Origin of the sequence: Phaeobacter sp. QD34_24, from assembly GCF_028890115.1 — a bacterium.
GTDB lineage: Bacteria > Pseudomonadota > Alphaproteobacteria > Rhodobacterales > Rhodobacteraceae > Phycobacter.
In genome coordinates this window covers 22,413-40,636 of record NZ_JARCJD010000017.1, presented here as the reverse complement: position 1 = coordinate 40,636, position 18,224 = coordinate 22,413, and the positions used below count along the sequence as shown (strand labels likewise).

Here is an 18,224-nt window from a genome sequence, read left to right as displayed (position 1 = left end):
CGCCCGTTTTTCCGGCTGGTACAGATCCGCGTCCTGGCTTAAAAAACCGCTTGCGTCGAAAAGGATTCGCAGTATTTTCGCGCGCTCATCGGAATTTTTGGTTGGACATCGGACAGGCTGCGGCCTACACGCACGTCACACCGATCACGACAGACAATGAAATCGCGCGGCGGGGAAGGCCCCAAGGCGCCAAGCAGACAAAGGTTGAGACATGGCCGTCCAACAGAACAAAGTATCCAAATCGCGCCGCAACAACCGTCGTGCGCACGATGCCCTGGTTGCTGCAAACCCGAATGAATGCTCCAGCTGCGGCGAACTGCGCCGTCCGCATCACGTGTGCCCCTCCTGCGGCCACTACGATGACAAGGAAATCATCGCGGCAAACGACGAAATCGACATGGATGAGGACGCGGCTTAAGCCCTCCTTTCAATCACGTAGCGCCAGGCAGGCAGGCTCATGACGGGAACACCCGATCGAACTGAGGCACAGACTGGCCGAATCGTGATTTCTGTCGATGCCATGGGCGGAGATGCCGGCCCTGCCGCTGTGGTGGCCGGTATCGCAAAATCCGCCGAGAAGAACACGCGAATCGCATTTCTTCTGCACGGCCCCGAAGACGAGCTGGCGCCCCTGGTCGCCAAACGACGCATCCTGACGGATCGCGTCGTTATTCGTCATGCGGAGAAGGTCGTCACCATGGGTGACAAGCCCAGCCAGGTGATGCGCAACGGCAAGGGCACCTCGATGTGGTCTGCCCTGGATGCCGTCAAGAACGGCGAGGCGGCGGGCGTTGTCTCCTGTGGCAACACCGGGGCGCTGATGGCGCTCAGCATGCTGCGCCTGCGCAAGATCCCCGGCGTCAACCGTCCGGCGATTGCGATTCTCTGGCCCTCGCGCAACCCGCAGGGGTTCAACGTGATGCTGGACGTCGGCGCCGACATTCGCGCCGATGCCGAGGATCTGTTGCAATATGCGCTCATGGGCACCTCCTACACGCGCAACTCGATGGATATCGCCCGCCCGCGCGTCGGTCTGCTCAATGTGGGCACCGAAGAGCACAAGGGCCGCGCCGAGCTGAAAGAAGCCTATGCGCTGATCGCGGAAAATGCCGAGGTTGCCGATTACGATTTTGTCGGTTTCGTCGAGGGCAGCGACATCCCCGGAAGCGTAGCCGATGTGATCGTCACCGATGGTTTCACCGGCAATGTGGCGATCAAGACCGGCGAAGGCACCGCAAGCCTCCTGCGTTCGGCGGTGAAGGAGGCGTTCGAATACTCTTTCCTGTCGAAACTGGCGGCGCTGCTGGCCTATAGCTCCCTGTCGCGACTGGCAAAGCGGCTTGATCCGCGCCGCGCCAATGGCGGCGTGTTCCTGGGCCTCAATGGCACCGTGGTGAAATCCCATGGCGGCGCCGATGCGACCGGCGTGTCCGCCGCTGTCAAACTGGCCTTCCGCCTGGCCGAGCAGGGCTTTGCCGACAAGCTGGCCGCACGGGTTGCATCCGCCGTCGAGCTTGCTCAGGATGCGCCAACTTCGGGCGACACCCGCCCTCCCACAGACTAACCCCATAAAGGCAGGCAACGAATGACGCGACGTGCAGTAGTAGTAGGCACAGGACATTACCTTCCCAAACGGGTGGTAGAAAACGCGGAATTCGAAAAGACGCTCGATACCTCGGACGAGTGGATCCGGGCGCGGTCGGGCATTGAGCGGCGCCATTTTGCCGAAGAGGGTGAAACCACATCCACCATGGCGACCGCCGCAGCCCGGGCAGCGCTGGCCGATGCTGGGCTTGAGGCCGACGATATCGACGCCATCGTGGTGGCCACCTCTACCGCCGATCTGACCTTTCCGTCTGCCGCCACCATGGTACAGGCGCAGCTGGAGATGACGCGCGGCTTTGCCTTTGACGTGCAGGCGGTCTGCGCGGGCTTTGTCTATGCCCTGTGCAATGCCAATGCGCTGATCGCCTCCGGCCAGGCCAACCGGGTGCTGGTGATCGGTGCCGAGACCTTCTCGAGGATCATGGACTGGACCGACCGGTCGACCTGCGTGCTGTTCGGCGATGGTGCGGGCGCGCTGATCCTTGAGGGACAGGAGGGCGCAGGCACCAACCAGGACCGCGGCATTCTGGCGACCGATCTCAATTCGGACGGGCGTTACAAGGATCTGCTCTATGTGGATGGTGGCGTCTCGACGCAGAACACCGGCCATTTGCGCATGCAGGGCAATCAGGTCTTCCGCCATGCGGTGGAAAAGCTGGCAAAAACCGCAAATACCGCGCTGGAGCGGGCCGGGCTTGGCGCCGATGAGGTCGATTGGATCGTGCCTCACCAGGCCAATATCCGCATCATCCAGGGCACCGCAAAGAAGATGGGGCTGAGCATGGAGAACGTTGTGGTGACCGTTCAGGATCATGGCAACACCTCCGCCGCCTCCATCCCGCTGGCGCTGTCGGTGGGCAAAGAGCGCGGCCAGATCAAGCCCGGCGATCTGATCGTGACCGAGGCCATTGGCGGCGGATTGGCCTGGGGTGCGGTCGTGCTGCGGTGGTAGCACGACTGCGTACAAACTCCTGCCTCGCAATTCATTGATATTGACAGTGAAATTCACCACACCCTATGCTTGAGTAAACAACGGGGATTGGTATGAGTGAAAAAACTCTGACGCGAATGGACCTGAGCGAGGCAGTTTTCCGCGAAGTCGGCCTCTCACGCAACGAAAGCGCCCAGCTGGTCGAAAGCATGCTGCAGCACATGTCCGACGCCCTGGTCCGGGGGGAGCAGGTGAAAATCTCGTCCTTCGGCACCTTCAGCGTGCGGGATAAATCGGCCCGTGTCGGCCGAAATCCCAAAACCGGTGAAGAGGTCCCGATCCAGCCGCGTCGCGTGCTGACCTTCCGGCCCTCCCATCTGATGAAAGACCGCGTCGCCGACGGCAACCGCAGCTGACGGCAGCTTGATCCGCGCGGTCGCAACCAACGGAACGAATACCCATGTCCAAATCACCAGACGCCTTCCGCACCATCAGTGAAGTTGCGGAATGGCTGGAGGTGCAGGCGCATGTGCTGCGCTTCTGGGAAAGCAAGTTCACCCAGGTCAAACCCGTGAAACGGGCGGGCGGGCGCAGGTACTACAGGCCCGCGGACATGCTGCTTTTGGGGGGCATCCGTAAACTGCTGCATGACGATGGCATGTCCATCAAGGAAGTGCAGGCGATCCTGCGCGATCTCGGGATTGGCCATGTCTCGGAGATGTCGCATAGCCTTGAGTCTGCGGCTCCCGGCGATCCCTCCATCAGTGGCGATGGCGGCCACCAGGACCAATCGGGCGCAGATGCCGCTTCTGGCGCGGCCCCTCAGGCCACCTCCGAAGAGAGCGCAGCCGACGCATCCCAGTCCGCCGCCCAGCCTCCCGCCGACGAGACACCACCCTTGGAAGGGCAGATGGATGCGCCCTCTGAAAACCAGGCCTTCTTCCATCAAGATGAGTTGGAGAGCGATCCCTCGGCCGCCGCGCAGGAACCTGCACCCGCGCCAGACACCGGCGCTTCGGATGCAGATCTGACAGCGCCTGAGATCACGGAACCGGGTGTCGATAGCGCCCTGGAAAGCGCGGAGAGCGACGCCCCGGATCAGACACCGGACCCTGCATCGGAGGGGCAAGCAGCCGCAGCCGAGCCAGAACAGATCATGATGGATCTGGGTGCCCCGGAAGCGGACACGGCGCCGGACCCGCTTGCTGTGCCCGACGCGGAAGACCTGCCCGCTCCCGAAGCCTCGCTTGAGGAAGCACCCGCCCCCGATGTGGACACCACACCGGACCTCTCACAAACTGCGGAGCCCCTCGCGGATGACAGCCCCGCGCCGATGGATGCGGATCTTGCGTCCCCCCCCGAACTGACAGCCGACAGTGAGCCTGCAGCTGAACCGGTATTGGAAGCCGATGCGGATCTCGCCTGGCAAAGAGCCATGGATGCCGACGCAACCGCCGCACCAGAGGCCGAAGCGGCAGCACCGGCGGCTGACGATCCGGGCGCCTTCTCCGCCGCAATTGAACCGGCACCCGAAGACGCCCCCCCGGTCGAGGCATTGGATGACACGGGCTCAAGTGATCCCGCCACGGACAGCAAGCCGCGAATCATTTCCGTTGCCGATGAAGATCTCGCCGCTCAGGTCAGCCTGCGCCCCGGAATTCTCACGCTCCTGTCGCAAGCAACCGAGATTGCACCAGAGGCCCGTGCCGAAGTTGCCGCCTGCGCAGAGGAGCTGCACGCCTGGCTGGACGCACATTAATTTTCCAAAGCGCGGAAAAACTTGGCAATGCCTCTTGCCCCCGCCGCCAAAACCGGTAGAAAGCGCCTCAGCGGGCTATGGCGCAGCCTGGTAGCGCGTCCGTCTGGGGGACGGAAGGTCGCAGGTTCGAGTCCTGCTAGCCCGACCATATAAAACGCCTGGGTGTTTGCGCACCCAGGCGTTTTGTGTATCTGTAACCGGGGGTTACGGCTGTGGCGTATCAATTCACACAGAGCGGAACCCGGCCAGAGGGAGAGCGAATATGACAGGCGTATTGCCCAGCCAGAGACTGGAAACCATGCTGAGCCAGGGCGAGATCACCCTGGCCGAACCGCTGGTTGCCGGGCAGATCCAGCCCGCCAGCCTGGATCTGCGCTTGGGTCATGTGGCCTACCGCGTGCGCGCCTCCTTCCTGTCGGGCCACGGAAATACGGTGGCGGATCGCCTGTCGGAATTCGAAATGCACCGGATCGATCTGACCGGTGGCGCGGTGTTGGAAAAGGGCTGCGTCTATGTGCTGCCGCTGATGGAAGGCCTGGCGCTGCCGCAGGATATCTCGGCTGTGGCCAATGCCAAAAGCTCCACCGGGCGGCTTGACCTGCTGACCCGCACCATTACCGACGGCGGCGAGGAATTCGACCGCATCAAACCCGGCTACACCGGCCCGCTTTATGCCGAGATCTGCCCGCGCTCCTTCTCGGTCCTGGTGCGTCCGGGGATGCGGCTCAATCAGATCCGGTTCCGCACCGGTCAGGCGGTGCTGAGCGATCAGGAACTCGCCGCGCTGCACGCCCAAAGCCCGCTGGTGGATGGCGAGGCGGTGATCGAGGACGGGCTTGGTTTTTCCGTCGACCTGCAACTGCCCGGCAGCGATCTGGTGGGCTACCGCGCCAAGCCCCATACCGGGGTGATCGATCTGGATCGCATCGGCGCCTATGAAGCGCAGGACTATTGGGAGGAAGTGCACACCACCAAGGGCCGCATCATCCTGGACCCCGGCGCCTTCTACATCCTGGTCAGCCGCGAGGCGGTGCATATCCCGCCCGCCTATGCCGCCGAAATGGCGCCCTATCTGGCGATGGTCGGGGAGTTCCGGGTGCATTACGCGGGCTTTTTCGATCCCGGGTTCGGCCATGCCTCAGCGGGTGGCGCCGGATCGCGCGGCGTGCTGGAGGTGCGCTGCCACGAGGCGCCCTTCGTGCTGGAACACGGGCAGGTCGTCGGCAGGCTGGTCTATGAGCGGATGGCCGAGGTACCAGAGCAGCTATATGGCGCGGGCATTGCCTCCAACTACCAGGGACAGGGGCTGAAACTGTCCAAGCATTTCAAAAGCCCGCAGTAGAACCGGGCAACCGTCAGCGATTGTCCCGCTGTGCGCGTCTGGCGCGGCGTTCCTGCCGTATGGCGCGGACCCGTTCCTGCTCTTCGGTCTCAGCGGCTGCCTGGCGCCCCCTGCCCCGCCCGGCCATCGCATTGATCCCGGCATCCACGCCCTTGTTGACTGCCCGCCCCACCAGGCGGCGCAGGATCATGTTGAAGATGGATTCGACATTCATCACTTGGCTCCGCTTCTGTCCAATCCCAGGCTAGCCCAGGAATGAGACGATTTCTGGGCGCGCTCAGCTTTCGAACAGCTCCGGCTGCTCGCCAGTATCGTCGTCATCCGAATCGTCGCTCCCCTGGCCCAGCGGGAAGCTGCCCGGCGGCGGGCGGCTTTCGAGCAGACCCGCGGCGCGCAGTTCCTTCAGGCCCGGCAGATCGCGCGCGCTTTCCAGACCAAAGTGATCCAGGAACACCGGCGTCACCACAAATGTCACCGGGCGCCCCGGCGTCATCCGTCGGCGCCCCAGCCGGATCCACTCCATCTCCAGAAGCTGATCGATGGTGCCGCGCGACACCGAGACACCGCGGATCTCTTCGATCTCGGCACGGGTCACCGGCTGGTGATAGGCGATGATGGCAAGGGTCTCGATCGCGGCACGGCTCAGCTTGCGGGTCTCGACGACCTCCTTCTGCATCAGGAAGCCGAGGTCGGGCGCGGTGCGGATCGCCCAGGCCTCGCCCACGCGCACCACCCGCACGCCGCGTCCCTCGTAGCGTTTGCGCAGGTATTCCAGCGCCTCGCCCGGGTTGCAGCCATGCGGCATGCGCGCTTCCAGATCGCGGATCGTCACCGGTTCCGTGCTGGCAAACAGCACCGCTTCGACCATGCGTTCCTGTTCGGCCATGGGCGGGGCCTCGAACAGGCTGTCCGAGCCTTCTGGCCTGCCTTCGCTTTCAGGATTGCTGAAATCTTCCATCAGGTGTCCCCATTCAGATGGCGCAGCTGGATCGGCGCAAATGTTTCGCTCTGGCGCAGTTCCACCTGGCCTTCCTTCACCAGTTGCAGTGAGGCGGCAAAGGTCGCCGCCGTGGCCGAGCGCCGCTTCACCGGATCGCTGTGCCAACCCTCCGGCAGGTAGCTCAGCATATCGGTCCAGCTGCCGGTAAATCCAATCAGCCCGCGCATCCGTTCCAGCGCCTCTTCCATGGTGAAGACCGAATCGCGGTCCATCACGAAGGGGCGGAAATCGTCGCGGGTGCGGATGCGGGCATAGCCCTGCATCAGGTCAAGCAGGTTGGCGCTATAGGTGACGGTGCGGATCCGCTCCACGGTTTCGCTTTGACCGCGGGCAAAGAAGTCGCGCCCCAGCTGATCGCGCCCCATCAACCGCGCCGCCGCATCGCGCATCGCCTGCAGCCGCTCCAGCTGGAAGGCCAGGTGTGCCGCCAGTTCTTCGCCCGAGGGCCCTTCTTCTTCCGGGTCGGGCGGCAGCAGCAGGCGCGACTTCAGGAAGGCAAGCCAGGCCGCCATCACCAGGTAGTCGGCAGCCAGTTCGATGCGCAGCTCCTTGGCGCGCTCCACGAAACTCAGATATTGCCGGGCCAGTTCCAGAACCGAGATCCGCCGCAGATCCACCTTCTGGGTGCGCGACAGCATCAGCAAGAGGTCGAGCGGCCCCTCATAGCCGTCGACATCGACGATCAGCGCCTCAGCCGCCAGACGGTCTTCGACCGAGGGCTGAGCCTCTTCCGGGAACAGGGTATCTTCAGACATAAACCTTTCCGCCCATCAGGGCAGCAAGTTCGGACTCGGCGGCCTCTATGTCAAGCGGCGCAGGCGTTTTGCGCGCCTCAACCGCCTTCAACGCACGCATTTGGCCCGTCTCGTCCAGGCGTCCGGCAGCTTCGGCCACGGCGGTGCGGGTGGGCAGATCCGCATTGCACAGAAGCACGATATCGCAGCCCGCAGCCCGGGACTGGCGCGCGATATCCTGCGGCGCGCCTTTCAGCGCCTTCATCGAGATGTCATCGGTCATGATCAGCCCGTCAAAGCCGATCTGCTGGCGGATCATGTTCATCACCGGCTGGGACAGGGTCGCCGGGCGCTGATCCAGCGCCTCGAACACGATATGGGCGGTCATGGCCATGGGCAGGTCGTTCAAGGCCTGGAACGGGGCGAAATCGGTTTGCTCCAGCTCCTCAAAGGAGGTTGCCACATGGGGCAGGTCGTGATGGCTGTCCGCCACCGCGCGACCATGGCCGGGAATATGTTTCAGCACCGGCACCACGCCACCGTCCAGATGCCCCGCAGCGACCGCGCGGGACAGCTCAGCCACATCGGCAGCCGTTTCGCCGTAGCAGCGGTTCTTCAGGAAGGGGTGCGTATCGGCCCCGGCAATATCGGCAAGCGGCGCGCAGTTGCTGTCGATGCCAAGGGCGCGCAGCTCCTGGGCAATCAGGCGGTAGCGCAGATACATGGCGCGGGGGGCCTCCTTGCCTGCCTGCACGGCATGGTCCAGCGGCGGCATCCATTCGCGGCCCAGGGGGGCGCGCAGACGCTGCACACGGCCGCCTTCCTGGTCGATGGTGATCAGGCAGTCGCGGCCCACCGCCTCACGCATGTCATCGCAGAGCGCGCGGATCTGATCGGGCGTGTCGATATTGCGGGCAAACAGAATGAACCCAAACGGGTCCGCGTCGCGAAACAGCGCCTTTTCATCCGGGCTCAGGCGCAGGCCCGTGGCATCCAGGATGGTGGCGCCGAAACCGCCGCTCATCGCGTGGTCACGGGGATGCAATCGGCATTGCCCGCCACCAGCGCCGAGCAGAAGCGACGCGCATCCGACAGCCCGTCAAAGCCCATGGCGCGCAGGCGGTAGAAGGTACGGCCACCGCTTTCGGCGCGCTGGATCACGCGTTTCTTGTCGGCAAGGTAGTCTTCGAACTGGCCATAGATGCGGTCCCATTCGGCGCGGGCGACTTCGGCGCTTTCATAGGCGCCAAGCTGGGCCAGACGGGTGCCTGCAGGCAGGCTGTCGGCAGAGACTTCCAGGGCAACCGAGCCCGAATCCGTGGCCGCAGGGGCCGTGGCCGGGGCAAACCGCGCCGGACGCAGATGCGGGCGCAGGGAGATCTTCACCCCCGGCGCCTTCAGAAGCGCGGCAGAGGGTTGCGGTGCCGCCGCGATGGCGGCGATCTCCACCGGTTTCAGCGGTTCGGGCTGGATGATCGCCGGGGCAGAGAGGGCTGTTTCAACGCGCTCTGCGGGGGCAGATCCGACCTCCGGAGCCGATCCAAGCGGCGCAACGCCCTCGGTCAGCTCGGCCACCAGCGCATTGATGTCACCGCCTTGATAGGCGGCTAGGGTTTCCTCGGACACGGCAGAACCGGAAGGTCCGGCCTGATCGGCGCGGTCCTGTTCGGCCAGTTGCGCCAGTTCCGACATCGGACGGTCATCCTCAGTCAGTTCGATCGGCTCGGGCGCCAGCACCAGGCGATCCGCGGGATCCTCGGCGACGCCGGTGGCTGCCACCGCATTGACCGCCAGCCCCTGATGATCCGCCTGACGTCCGCCGGGGTTTTCCGGCTGGATACGCATCGGGCCTTCGACGGCCCGCACCACCGGCACGCCGCTCACATCACGCATCACCAGCTTGTAGCCCCAGACACCGATGCCAACCACCAGCGCCAGCGAGGCGATACCGCCCAGGATCCCGGCGATGCGGCCAAAGCCGCCCTGCCCTGCAACGGCATCCTCGTCGATGCCATCATATCCGTAATCGTCTTCCCCATAGGCCCCGGCCTGGGCCGGATCGAAGCCGCCATAGGCATGCGGCGCTTCCGGGGCCGCGAATGCGGGCTGTGGCTGGCCAAAGGGCTGCTGGGCCGGAGCCGCGATGGGCGGCTCGGGCTGTGCGAAGTGCTGCTGCTGATACTGTGCACCGCCTGCGGGGTCAGCTTGTGCGACTCCACCGTGGTCATAGGCAGGGCGCGCGCCCGCCTGCGTAAAATACGCCATGATCCGCCTCACTGCCCATCTCACGCAGGGCCGGGATGGCGCTGCGTGTCAGGGTCTCTTGAACTGCCTCGTTCCGGCGGTCTGTGCGTATTTTTATCGCATCTCTTCCGCCGGGGTTACGCCAAGAATACCAAGACCTGCGGAAATGACAATGGAAACGGCCCGTGCCAGCGCCAAATTGGCATGTGTTGCCGATTGGCTGCTCTCATTAACAAATCGTAAACTTTTGTCACTTTTGCCGAGGTGGTACAATCCGTGCAGATCCGAGGCCAGATCATAGAGGTAGAAGGCGATGCGATGCGGCTCGTTGCTGCGCGCGGCGATCTCCACCAGACGCGGCCATTCCGCCAGCTTGCGGGCCACCGCCTGCTGCGCCGGGGCGGCCAGCAAAGACAGATCCGCACCCTTCAGTGTCTCATCATCGGTGGCAATCCCCGCCTCTGCCGCCTTGCGCAGGGTCGAGCAGATCCGGGCATTGGCATATTGCACGTAGAAGACGGGGTTATCCTTGGACTGCTCCAGCGCCTTGTCGAGATCGAAATCAAAGCCCTGGTCGTTCTTGCGGGTGAGCAACATGAAACGGGTGACATCGGGGCCCACCGCCTCGACCACGTCGCGCAGGGTGACAAAGGTCCCTGCCCGCTTGGACATCTTGAACTCCTGGCCGTCCTTGAACAGCTTCACCAGCTGGCACAGTTTGATATCCAGCGGCACCTTGCCATCGGACAGGGCCGAAACGGCGGCCTTCATGCGTTTGACATAGCCACCATGGTCGGCGCCGAAGATATCGATCAGCATATCGAAGCCACGGGTCACCTTGTCATAGTGATAGGCGATATCGGGGGCGAAATAGGTCCAGGCACCGTCGGATTTCTTCACCGGGCGATCCACGTCATCGCCGTGTTCGGTGGATTTGAACAGGGTCTGCTCGCGCGGCTCCCAGTCATCGGGCTTCTTGCCCTTGGGCGGCTCCAGCACGCCCTGATAGATCAGCCCCTTGGCATCGAGGCTTTCAAGTGCCGCTTCGATCCGGCCGGTGCCATAGAGGGATTTCTCCGAGAAGAAGACATCCATCTTGATGCCGAGCAGGTTCAGATCCGCGCGGATCAGGTCCATCATCGCATCGGTGGCAAAGTTGCGCACCTCTTCCAGCCAGACCTCTTCGCCGTTGCCGACATAGGCATCGCCCACCTTGGCCTTCAGCGCCTCGCCCACCTCGATCAGGTAGTCACCGGGGTATGTGCCGTCTTCAAAGGCGACCTCCTGCCCGTGCGCCTCGAGGTAGCGCAGGTAGACAGAACGGGCTAGGACATCGACCTGCCCGCCGCCATCGTTAATGTAGTATTCGCGGGTGACATCATAGCCTGCATAGGCCAGCAGTGACGCCAGCGCATCGCCAAAGACCGCGCCGCGGGTATGACCCACATGCAAGGGGCCGGTCGGGTTGGCCGAGACATATTCCACATTGACCCGCTTGCCCGCACCCAGATCCGAGCGCCCGTAGGCAATGCCATCCTTCAGCACCGATGCCAGCACGCCCTGCCAAACCCCTTCGGCGAGGCGCAGGTTCAGGAAACCGGGACCGGCGACCTCGGCCGAGGTGATGCGCGGATCCGTTGCCAGCTGGGCGGCCAGCGCCTCGGCGATGTCGCGGGGCTTTGCCTTGGCGGGCTTTGCCAGTACCATGGCGGCATTGGTCGCCATATCCCCATGGGCCGCATCGCGGGGCGGCTCTACCGCCACATGGTCAAAGGAAAGCCCCTCGGGCAGAGTGCCTGCGGCGGTGAGCGCTGTCAGGCTGTCGATCACGAGCGAGCGGATATCGGTAAAGAGGTTCATATCGGGCGTCCTATAGGTTTGTCCTAGCGGATACCCACGCCCGCGCCCCCGGTCAACCGGATCACGCGCCCGGTGGGCCCTCTGGGCCTGGAAACCCGCACCACGGATGACCGCCGATCAGCCAGAGGCGGGTTTGCCCGCAATCAGTCTTTCGTGCAGCTGCAGGGCAAACCGATCCGTCATGCCCGCGATGTAATCGGACACCAGTCGCGCCAGCGCCGTCTTGTTCTGCGCCATGCGGATTTCGGGATGCCAGCGTTCCGGCATCTGCAGCGGGTTGGCCAGGAAATAGGGAAACAGCGCCTCGACCACCTTGGAGACTTCGGCACGCTTTTCCATCACCTTGGGAGCGCGATACATGCGTTCGAACAGGAAGGCGCGGATATCCTTCAGATCCAGCCACAGCCCATCTGAGAAGCGCACCACCGGCGCCCCCAGCGCCCGCACCTCCTCGACGCTTTGCACGCCGGATTCCTGAAGGCGGTCCTGCGAGGTTTCGATCACATCCTGCACCATCACCCCAAAGACGCGGCGCAGGGCCTCGTGGCGGCGACGGTTCTTCTCCAGCCCCGGATAGCGCAGATCCACATCGCGATAGGCAGAGCTGACGATGGGCAAGCGGGCGACTTCCGCGTCCGAGAACAGGCCCGCGCGCAATCCGTCGTGCAGATCGTGGTTGTTATAGGCAATGTCATCGGCCAGGGCCGCCACCTGCGCCTCGGCGCTGGCATGGCTGTGCAGCTCCAGGTCCATGGTGGCGTTGAACTCCGCCAGCGCCCAGGGCAGCGCGCCGGTGACCGGCCCGTTGTGCTTGGCGATGGCTTCCAGCGTCTCCCAGGTGAGGTTCAGCCCGTCGAAATTGGCATAGTGCCGTTCCAGGTTGGTGACGATGCGGATGGCCTGGGCATTGTGGTCAAAGCCGCCATAAGGCCCCATCAGGGCATGCAGCGCGTCCTCTCCGGTGTGGCCGAACGGGGTGTGACCCAGATCATGGGCCAGGGCGACCGCCTCGGTCAGCTCCTGATTGAGCCCCAGCGCGCCCGCAATGGTGCGCGCCACCTGGGCCACCTCGATCGAATGGGTCAGCCGGGTGCGGTAATTGTCACCCTCATGCTCGACAAAGACCTGGGTCTTGTGCTTGAGCCTGCGAAAGGCGCTGGCATGGATGATGCGATCCCGGTCACGCTGGAAGGGAGAGCGGAAGTAGCTTTCCTCCTCGGCAACCAGCCGCCCGCGGCTCTTGTCTGGCATGGTGGCAAAAGGCGCATACATTTCTGATCTTTATCCTTTGCAAATCTTGCCGCCCGCTGTGCGCGTTTCTATATGTATCCTAGCATGCTGCAACCTCGATTTGGGAGAGATTTATATGCAATTGCCCCCAAAGGTAACCGATCGCGCCTTTGCCCGCCTTGCCGAGATTGGCGCCGCTGATCAGGGACAGGCCCTGCGCGTTGCCGTCGAGGGCGGCGGATGCTCGGGCTTTCAGTATGAAATCGCCCTGGACACGCCCAAGTCCGATGATCTGGTGCTGGAAGGCGGCGGCGAAAAGGTGGTGGTCGATGCGGTCTCCCTGCCCTTCCTGGAAAACGCCGTCATCGACTTCACCGAAGAGCTGATCGGCGCGCGGTTCACCATCGAGAACCCCAATGCCACCTCCAGCTGCGGCTGCGGCACCTCCTTTTCCATGTAAGCCTGGCCTCCATACAAGCCTGACCTGGCAGCGCCTGTGGTGATCGGGGCGCAGATGCGGCTCAAGGGTCGGTCTGGGGCAGGCGCAAGCGTGCCAGAAGGCTGCTGCGCCCCACGCCCATCTGGTCCCACACCAGATAAAGCCCCGAGATCATGATCGCCGCTGCCCCGGCCCAAGTATCGGGGCGCACCGCTTCGCCAAAGGCCAGGCCGCCAATCACCACCATCCAGACGAATTGCAGGTTCATCAGCGGCGTGACCGCAAATGCGGGCAGCAACCGCAGCGCCGCCACCAAGAGCCAACGGGCGCCAAACAGAAACCCCGCATAGATCAGCGCCCAGGCAACATCGGCAAAAGGCATCGGTTGCCAGACGAAGGGCAAGACCGGCAGCATGGTCAGGCAGAGCGCCAGGTTGGGGTAGAAGACCTGCGCCAGCACATTCTGCTCATACCGCCCGATGTAGCGCGACAGGGTGATCGACAGGGTTCCCAGCACCGAGCCCGCCAGCGCCACGCCGTGCCCGCCAGACAAGGCCGAAATCCCACCGGGAAAGACGCAGATCACCCCGACAGATCCAACCGCAAGCGCGCCCCAGGCCACCGGGCGCACCCGCTCCCCCAGGATCGGGGCGGACATCAGCCCTGCCAGAAGCGGCATCAGGCCGATGAAGATGAAGACCTCGGCAAAGGGGAGCAGCCGGAAGGCATAGAAGAAACACAAGGCCGCCAGCACCGTGGCGCCCGACCGCACGCCCATGGCCCGGATGCACCGGGTGCGCAGCCCCGCCGTGATCGCGGCCCGCGCGGGCGCGCTGCGGTCGCGTGCAACGAGGCAAGCCAAGGTGCACAGGCCCGCAACCACTGCCCCGGACAGGGCGTATAGCTGCGCGGGCGCATAGCCTCCGGCCAGGAGTTTGGTGATCCCATCCGCCGAAGCGATGAAGCCGGTGTAGACGACCACCAAAAGGGCGCCGCTCAGCGCCGGGGTCCCCAAGGTTTGGGAGCCCAAGGCCGGGAACGCCCGCTTCATGCGCAGCCCGCCCGCAGGCTGCCTGCCTCACCGCTGCGGGCAAACAGCGCGAAGAACTCACCAAAGGCCTGGGAACTGGCCTCGGCCCTCTCCATCACCTCGATCTGGCCCGGATCGAGCCAGGCCGCCAGATCCCGCCGCGCCACCTCCCAATCGCCATAGCCGCGCGGCTCTGCCTCATAAAGCGCACGGGAAAGGCTGCGCAGCACCCCCGCTCCGCCCGGTCGCCGCAGCAGGGTGCCCCCCTGCGGCAAGCCCCGCCGAAAGGGCTGCCCGCCCGCAACGCCCTGCCACCAGTTGCAAACGAAATAGGTGTGATAGTCATCCGGCTGGCCGCCAAACCCGTTCTCCACCACCTCGAACCCGGCCACCTGCTGCTGCAGCCAGTCCTGCCAGACCTGCGGCACCTCGGCACCTGCGTAAGCCAGCGCGATGGCCACCTCTGCCAGCAGATCCGCATCCTGATCGAGAAACGAAACCAGCCCCAGGTATTCAAGGCTCTTCATAGCCGCCCGCGACAGGCCCGGATCGCACCGCCCGTATTCCGACAGGTAGAAGACAAGATGGGTCAACTCGTAGCCGATCTTCTTGTTCGGCAGGGCAAAGGCCGCCGAGCCTTCGGCAAAGGCGTGCAGGCGCTCGTCCAGCCCCGGCATATCCAGCCGCACGTCCCGGCGCGCCAAAAGACGGCGCGCCTCGGCCCGTTGCAGATCCGACAGCTCCGCCTGGGTCAGCCCCTGCGCCCCCACCCATCGGGCCAGCGCCGCGCCCTTGTTGTGCCGCGCCAAGCCGAGATCCTCCAGATCGAGGCAGATCGACAGGATGAAACGGTAATAGGGACGAAAGAAACCAAGGCGCCGTTCGACCGTGTCGTAAAACGCCTGAAAGGGCGCCAGCGCAGCCGTAGGCACATCGGCCCCGGTGCACTCCAGGATGTTCAGCAGTTCGGCGTTTTCCTTCAACCAGAAGACGCTCTCCGGATCGTGTCGCTGCTCGGCAAAACTCCTGCAAAGCACCGCCCGCCCCCCGGCACCCCCTGGCGCAGTCCGGATGCGATTGCCCGGAAAGGACAGAACCTGTGCGGTTGAACCTCGCGTCATTGTCGACACCCCCCTGGCCTGCGCCAGCCCTATGCTGCCATGCGTGCCCCCGACGGATCCGGGAACTTGGGGGCACCCCCGGAGGGATCCGGAGCTGCCCCTATCTGTCATGGCGCGCCCCTCACCGGGACGCGCGCCGTTCAGCCGCGCCCTTAGCTGCCCGAAGAAAACAGGCCGGTGGCCTCGCCCCGGGTGCGGCTGGCCTCTGCCCGCGGCGCCGAACCGGACGAGAACAGACCGGTCAGAACGCCCGAGGACTGGCTGGCATCGGCAACCGGAGCGGAGCCGGAGGAAAACAGCGACACCGCTTCTCCGGTCAGGCTGTCGGCGCTGCACGGCGCGGACCCCGAAGAGAACATCTCGGCGCCACCACCGCTGAGCAGGTCGGTCGTGGGGGCCGAGCCCGAGGAGAACATCTCGGCTCCATGGCCGCCAAACAGGCTGTCCGGCGCGGTCTGAGCGGTGGTGTGAATGTGTTTTTTCTTGAGCAATGCAGTCATGGAAACCTCCAACGTTAAAGCGTGATTGCCCTGAAACGCTGGCACGGAGGACGTCGCCCAAAAACAGAAAACTGCAATTTACGGTTGCTTTTTCTGCGGTCGCAACTTGAACTTTAATCCACAAATTATTACTAGTTATCAATCATTTAAATTGACGCACACCTTATGCCCAACCTTGTCCACACGGGCAGTATTGCACAACCCCAGGCATCAACTCAAGGTAGACACCAACGAAGTCGCAAAACGATCCCTGGCATGCCCGAACACCTCGACAGAAACGATTCGCCTTTCGGGGCGCGCTCTTGCTCTGCCGGGGCGTTTGGGCGATAGAAATCGCAACGCAAAACGCCCGCAGCCGCGCCTTTCTGGAGACCGGACATGAAAATCGCCACCTTCAACATCAATGGCATCAAGGCCCGCGCCAAGGCGCTGCCCGACTGGCTGGATGAAGCGCAACCGGACGTGGCGGTTCTGCAGGAGATCAAATCGGTGGACGAGGCCTTCCCGCGCGAGATCTTCGAAGAGCGTGGCTACAACGTGGAAACCCACGGCCAGAAAAGCTTCAACGGGGTGGCGATCATGTCGAAACTGCCGCTGGAGGATGTGCGCCGCGGCCTGCCCGGCGATGACAGCGACGAACAGGCCCGCTGGATCGAGGCCACCGTGGTCGGCAAGCAGGCCATCCGCATCTGCGGGCTCTACCTGCCCAATGGCAACCCGGTGGAACTGCAGGCCGATGGCACCCCGGTCGCGGGCGGCAAATACGCCTACAAGCTGGCCTGGATGGAGCGGCTGCGCGACCGCGCCAGGGACCTGATGGCCGATGAGATGCCTGCCCTGATGGCGGGCGACTACAACATCATCCCCCAGCCCGAAGACGCCAAGCGCCCCGAGGCCTGGATCGACGACGCCCTGCACCGCCCCGAAAGCCGCGCCGCCTTTCAGCGCATCGTGAACCTCGGCTTCACCGAAGCCTTCCGCGCCCGCCACCCGGGGCCGGGACACTATTCCTTCTGGGACTACCAGGCAGGCGCCTGGAACCGCGACGACGGCATCCGCATCGATCATTTCCTGCTGACCCCGCAGGCGGCGGATCTTCTGCTGGACTGTCAGATCGACAAGGATGTGCGCGGGCGTGAAAAACCCTCGGACCACGTGCCGGTCTGGGTCGAACTGGATCTTTGAGCGCGCCTTAGAGGGCGGTCACATCGTGGCGGTAGATCCAGTCGAACTGCCCCACCATCATCTGCGGCAAAAGGCGGCCGCCCAGTTTCAGGATCTGATGCGCGGGCCAGTTGAAGGGCGGGCGCAGGTGATATTTCCAGGCATTGCCATTGGCAGCGGCAACCACCTTCGCCGCGCGGTCGCGACGGCGGGCCTGGTATAGTGCAAGCCCCGATGGCATATCCGGCGCCTGGCTCAAGCACGCGGACAGGCTCCAGGCATCCTCCAGCGCCAGATTCGCCCCCTGCGCCATGAAGGGCAATGTGGGATGGGCCGCATCCCCCAGCAGGGCCAGACCTTCACCATGCCAGGACTCCGCCACCTCGTGACGGAACAATCCCCAGAGCGCAACGTCATCGACAGCGCGCAACAGCTCTCCCGCGATACCGCCGAATCCGGCAAAGGCGCGGCGCAGGTTCTGCGGGTCATCCTTGAAATTCCAGCCTTCTTCGGCCCATGCCTTGCGCTCCTGCGCGGCCACCAGATTCACCACGGAACCATCCCGAAGCGGATAGGCCACCAGGTGCCGCCCCGGCCCCATGAAGACCTGCGCCTCCGGCCCCAGCCCCACTGTATTGGGCACAATGGCGCGCCAGGCCACCTGGCCGGTGAAAAACGGCTTGGCCGCACCATTGAGCGCGGCACGCAGGCGCGAGTGCAGGCCATCCGCCCCCACCACCAGATCGCTGCCACAATGGGCCCCGTTGGCAAGCAGCACCCTGGGCTGCGCGCCCGGCTCCACCTGCTCGACCTTCTGCAGCAGGCGCACCTGCACCCCGTCGCGGCGGGCAGCTGCGGCCAGGATGCCGATCAGGTCCGAGCGATGCACGAAGTAATAGCGCAGGTCGGAGGCATATTGCTCCAGATCGAGGCGCAGCACTTCCGCACTGCGGGCATGGCTGCGCAGAACCACGGCGCGCGCGCGCTGCGAACACCAGGCCAGATCCTGGGCCAGGTCCAGCGCCTTCAGCACCGCCAGCCCATTCGGTGTGATCTGCAGCCCCGCCCCCACTTCCGAGATCGCCTCGGCCTGCTCCAGCACCGTCACCCGCGCGCCCTGGCGGCGCAGCGCGATGGCTGCCGCTAGCCCGCCAATCCCGGCGCCGATGATGGTGATTTTCGTGTCTTTCAGTTCCATGGGACCTGCAGAATCTCCGCTTGTCTCTGCCATAAACGAAAAACGCCGGAGCCGCAGGCCCCGACGT

Annotated in this window: 19 protein-coding genes and 1 tRNA gene; 9 read left to right on the top strand and 11 right to left on the bottom strand. The window is 64.2% G+C overall.

What is annotated here, in order from left to right:
* Positions 1-211 precede the first annotated feature (211 nt).
* From rpmF to PXK07_RS14145, 7 genes are all read left to right on the top strand, one after another.
* Positions 212-418 carry a 50S ribosomal protein L32 gene (gene rpmF / locus PXK07_RS14175; protein ID WP_274848988.1) on the top strand — a complete coding sequence of 69 codons (207 nt, stop codon included), beginning with the start codon at positions 212-214 and terminating at the stop codon, positions 416-418.
* Positions 419-457: 39 nt separating this feature from the next.
* Entirely contained in the window at positions 458-1,564 is a 1,107-nt protein-coding gene (gene plsX, locus PXK07_RS14170) for a phosphate acyltransferase PlsX (RefSeq protein ID WP_274848987.1), read from the top strand.
* 21 nt (positions 1,565-1,585) lie between these two features.
* The gene (locus PXK07_RS14165) at positions 1,586-2,557 is read left to right on the top strand and encodes a beta-ketoacyl-ACP synthase III (RefSeq protein WP_274848986.1); all 972 of its coding nucleotides are present in this window, start codon (positions 1,586-1,588) and stop codon (positions 2,555-2,557) included.
* 92 nt (positions 2,558-2,649) lie between these two features.
* The gene (gene ihfA, locus PXK07_RS14160; RefSeq protein ID WP_274848985.1) at positions 2,650-2,952 is read left to right on the top strand and encodes an integration host factor subunit alpha; all 303 of its coding nucleotides are present in this window, start codon (positions 2,650-2,652) and stop codon (positions 2,950-2,952) included.
* Positions 2,953-2,996: 44 nt separating this feature from the next.
* Positions 2,997-4,295 (top strand): MerR family transcriptional regulator, encoded by a 1,299-nt coding sequence (locus PXK07_RS14155; protein ID WP_274848984.1) that lies wholly within the window; start codon positions 2,997-2,999, stop codon positions 4,293-4,295.
* Between the two features lie 71 nt (positions 4,296-4,366).
* A tRNA-Pro gene (locus PXK07_RS14150) sits at positions 4,367-4,443 on the top strand.
* A 114-nt stretch (positions 4,444-4,557) separates the two neighbouring features.
* Complete coding sequence (locus PXK07_RS14145; protein WP_274848983.1) at positions 4,558-5,637, top strand: 2'-deoxycytidine 5'-triphosphate deaminase; 1,080 nt, start codon at positions 4,558-4,560, stop codon at positions 5,635-5,637.
* Positions 5,638-5,650: 13 nt separating this feature from the next.
* Here the strand turns inward: PXK07_RS14145 and PXK07_RS14140 are convergent, their stop codons facing one another.
* The 7 genes from PXK07_RS14140 to PXK07_RS14110 all read right to left on the bottom strand — a co-directional run bounded on the left by PXK07_RS14140 (position 5,651) and on the right by PXK07_RS14110 (position 12,747).
* On the bottom strand, positions 5,651-5,851 hold the full coding sequence (locus tag PXK07_RS14140; RefSeq protein WP_274848982.1) for a hypothetical protein: 201 nt from the start codon (positions 5,849-5,851) through the stop codon (positions 5,651-5,653).
* A 63-nt stretch (positions 5,852-5,914) separates the two neighbouring features.
* Complete coding sequence (gene scpB / locus PXK07_RS14135; protein ID WP_274848981.1) at positions 5,915-6,595, bottom strand: SMC-Scp complex subunit ScpB; 681 nt, start codon at positions 6,593-6,595, stop codon at positions 5,915-5,917.
* Entirely contained in the window at positions 6,595-7,392 is a 798-nt protein-coding gene (locus tag PXK07_RS14130; protein WP_274848980.1) for a segregation and condensation protein A, read from the bottom strand. Before PXK07_RS14130 ends, scpB begins: the two co-directional genes overlap by 1 nt.
* The gene (gene nagZ / locus PXK07_RS14125) at positions 7,385-8,395 is read right to left on the bottom strand and encodes a beta-N-acetylhexosaminidase (protein WP_274848979.1); all 1,011 of its coding nucleotides are present in this window, start codon (positions 8,393-8,395) and stop codon (positions 7,385-7,387) included. Before nagZ ends, PXK07_RS14130 begins: the two co-directional genes overlap by 8 nt.
* The gene (locus PXK07_RS14120) at positions 8,392-9,636 is read right to left on the bottom strand and encodes an SPOR domain-containing protein (protein WP_274848978.1); all 1,245 of its coding nucleotides are present in this window, start codon (positions 9,634-9,636) and stop codon (positions 8,392-8,394) included. Before PXK07_RS14120 ends, nagZ begins: the two co-directional genes overlap by 4 nt.
* Before the next feature lie 93 nt (positions 9,637-9,729).
* Positions 9,730-11,475 (bottom strand): arginine--tRNA ligase, encoded by a 1,746-nt coding sequence (gene argS / locus PXK07_RS14115; RefSeq protein ID WP_274848977.1) that lies wholly within the window; start codon positions 11,473-11,475, stop codon positions 9,730-9,732.
* A gap of 117 nt (positions 11,476-11,592) precedes the next feature.
* Positions 11,593-12,747 (bottom strand): deoxyguanosinetriphosphate triphosphohydrolase, encoded by a 1,155-nt coding sequence (locus PXK07_RS14110; protein ID WP_274848976.1) that lies wholly within the window; start codon positions 12,745-12,747, stop codon positions 11,593-11,595.
* 94 nt (positions 12,748-12,841) lie between these two features.
* Here PXK07_RS14110 and PXK07_RS14105 point away from each other — a divergent pair, with 94 nt between their 5' ends.
* Positions 12,842-13,165 (top strand): HesB/IscA family protein, encoded by a 324-nt coding sequence (locus PXK07_RS14105; protein WP_274848975.1) that lies wholly within the window; start codon positions 12,842-12,844, stop codon positions 13,163-13,165.
* A 61-nt stretch (positions 13,166-13,226) separates the two neighbouring features.
* Here the strand turns inward: PXK07_RS14105 and PXK07_RS14100 are convergent, their stop codons facing one another.
* From PXK07_RS14100 to PXK07_RS14090, 3 genes are all read right to left on the bottom strand, one after another.
* Complete coding sequence (locus PXK07_RS14100; protein ID WP_274848974.1) at positions 13,227-14,195, bottom strand: DMT family transporter; 969 nt, start codon at positions 14,193-14,195, stop codon at positions 13,227-13,229.
* Complete coding sequence (locus PXK07_RS14095) at positions 14,192-15,211, bottom strand: DUF6902 family protein (protein WP_274848973.1); 1,020 nt, start codon at positions 15,209-15,211, stop codon at positions 14,192-14,194. Before PXK07_RS14095 ends, PXK07_RS14100 begins: the two co-directional genes overlap by 4 nt.
* 236 nt (positions 15,212-15,447) lie before the next feature.
* Positions 15,448-15,795, bottom strand: a complete 348-nt coding sequence (locus PXK07_RS14090; protein WP_274848972.1) for a DUF6749 family protein — start codon at positions 15,793-15,795, stop codon at positions 15,448-15,450.
* 378 nt (positions 15,796-16,173) lie between these two features.
* Between PXK07_RS14090 and xth the strand changes: the two genes are divergently transcribed.
* Complete coding sequence (gene xth / locus PXK07_RS14085; protein ID WP_274848971.1) at positions 16,174-16,980, top strand: exodeoxyribonuclease III; 807 nt, start codon at positions 16,174-16,176, stop codon at positions 16,978-16,980.
* 7 nt (positions 16,981-16,987) lie between these two features.
* Here xth and PXK07_RS14080 read toward each other — a convergent pair whose 3' ends face one another.
* Positions 16,988-18,157 (bottom strand): FAD-dependent monooxygenase, encoded by a 1,170-nt coding sequence (locus tag PXK07_RS14080; RefSeq protein WP_274848970.1) that lies wholly within the window; start codon positions 18,155-18,157, stop codon positions 16,988-16,990.
* Positions 18,158-18,224: the final 67 nt, after the last annotated feature.

Coding starts and splice junctions, on each gene's coding strand:
- rpmF (WP_274848988.1), top strand. CDS start 212: ATGGCCGTCCAACAGAACAAAGTATCCAAATCGCGCCGCAACAACCGT.
- plsX (WP_274848987.1), top strand. CDS start 458: ATGACGGGAACACCCGATCGAACTGAGGCACAGACTGGCCGAATCGTG.
- PXK07_RS14165 (WP_274848986.1), top strand. CDS start 1,586: ATGACGCGACGTGCAGTAGTAGTAGGCACAGGACATTACCTTCCCAAA.
- ihfA (WP_274848985.1), top strand. CDS start 2,650: ATGAGTGAAAAAACTCTGACGCGAATGGACCTGAGCGAGGCAGTTTTC.
- PXK07_RS14155 (WP_274848984.1), top strand. CDS start 2,997: ATGTCCAAATCACCAGACGCCTTCCGCACCATCAGTGAAGTTGCGGAA.
- PXK07_RS14145 (WP_274848983.1), top strand. CDS start 4,558: ATGACAGGCGTATTGCCCAGCCAGAGACTGGAAACCATGCTGAGCCAG.
- PXK07_RS14140 (WP_274848982.1), bottom strand. CDS start 5,851: ATGAATGTCGAATCCATCTTCAACATGATCCTGCGCCGCCTGGTGGGG.
- scpB (WP_274848981.1), bottom strand. CDS start 6,595: ATGGAAGATTTCAGCAATCCTGAAAGCGAAGGCAGGCCAGAAGGCTCG.
- PXK07_RS14130 (WP_274848980.1), bottom strand. CDS start 7,392: ATGTCTGAAGATACCCTGTTCCCGGAAGAGGCTCAGCCCTCGGTCGAA.
- nagZ (WP_274848979.1), bottom strand. CDS start 8,395: ATGAGCGGCGGTTTCGGCGCCACCATCCTGGATGCCACGGGCCTGCGC.
- PXK07_RS14120 (WP_274848978.1), bottom strand. CDS start 9,636: ATGGCGTATTTTACGCAGGCGGGCGCGCGCCCTGCCTATGACCACGGT.
- argS (WP_274848977.1), bottom strand. CDS start 11,475: ATGAACCTCTTTACCGATATCCGCTCGCTCGTGATCGACAGCCTGACA.
- PXK07_RS14110 (WP_274848976.1), bottom strand. CDS start 12,747: ATGTATGCGCCTTTTGCCACCATGCCAGACAAGAGCCGCGGGCGGCTG.
- PXK07_RS14105 (WP_274848975.1), top strand. CDS start 12,842: ATGCAATTGCCCCCAAAGGTAACCGATCGCGCCTTTGCCCGCCTTGCC.
- PXK07_RS14100 (WP_274848974.1), bottom strand. CDS start 14,195: ATGAAGCGGGCGTTCCCGGCCTTGGGCTCCCAAACCTTGGGGACCCCG.
- PXK07_RS14090 (WP_274848972.1), bottom strand. CDS start 15,795: ATGACTGCATTGCTCAAGAAAAAACACATTCACACCACCGCTCAGACC.
- xth (WP_274848971.1), top strand. CDS start 16,174: ATGAAAATCGCCACCTTCAACATCAATGGCATCAAGGCCCGCGCCAAG.
- PXK07_RS14080 (WP_274848970.1), bottom strand. CDS start 18,157: ATGGAACTGAAAGACACGAAAATCACCATCATCGGCGCCGGGATTGGC.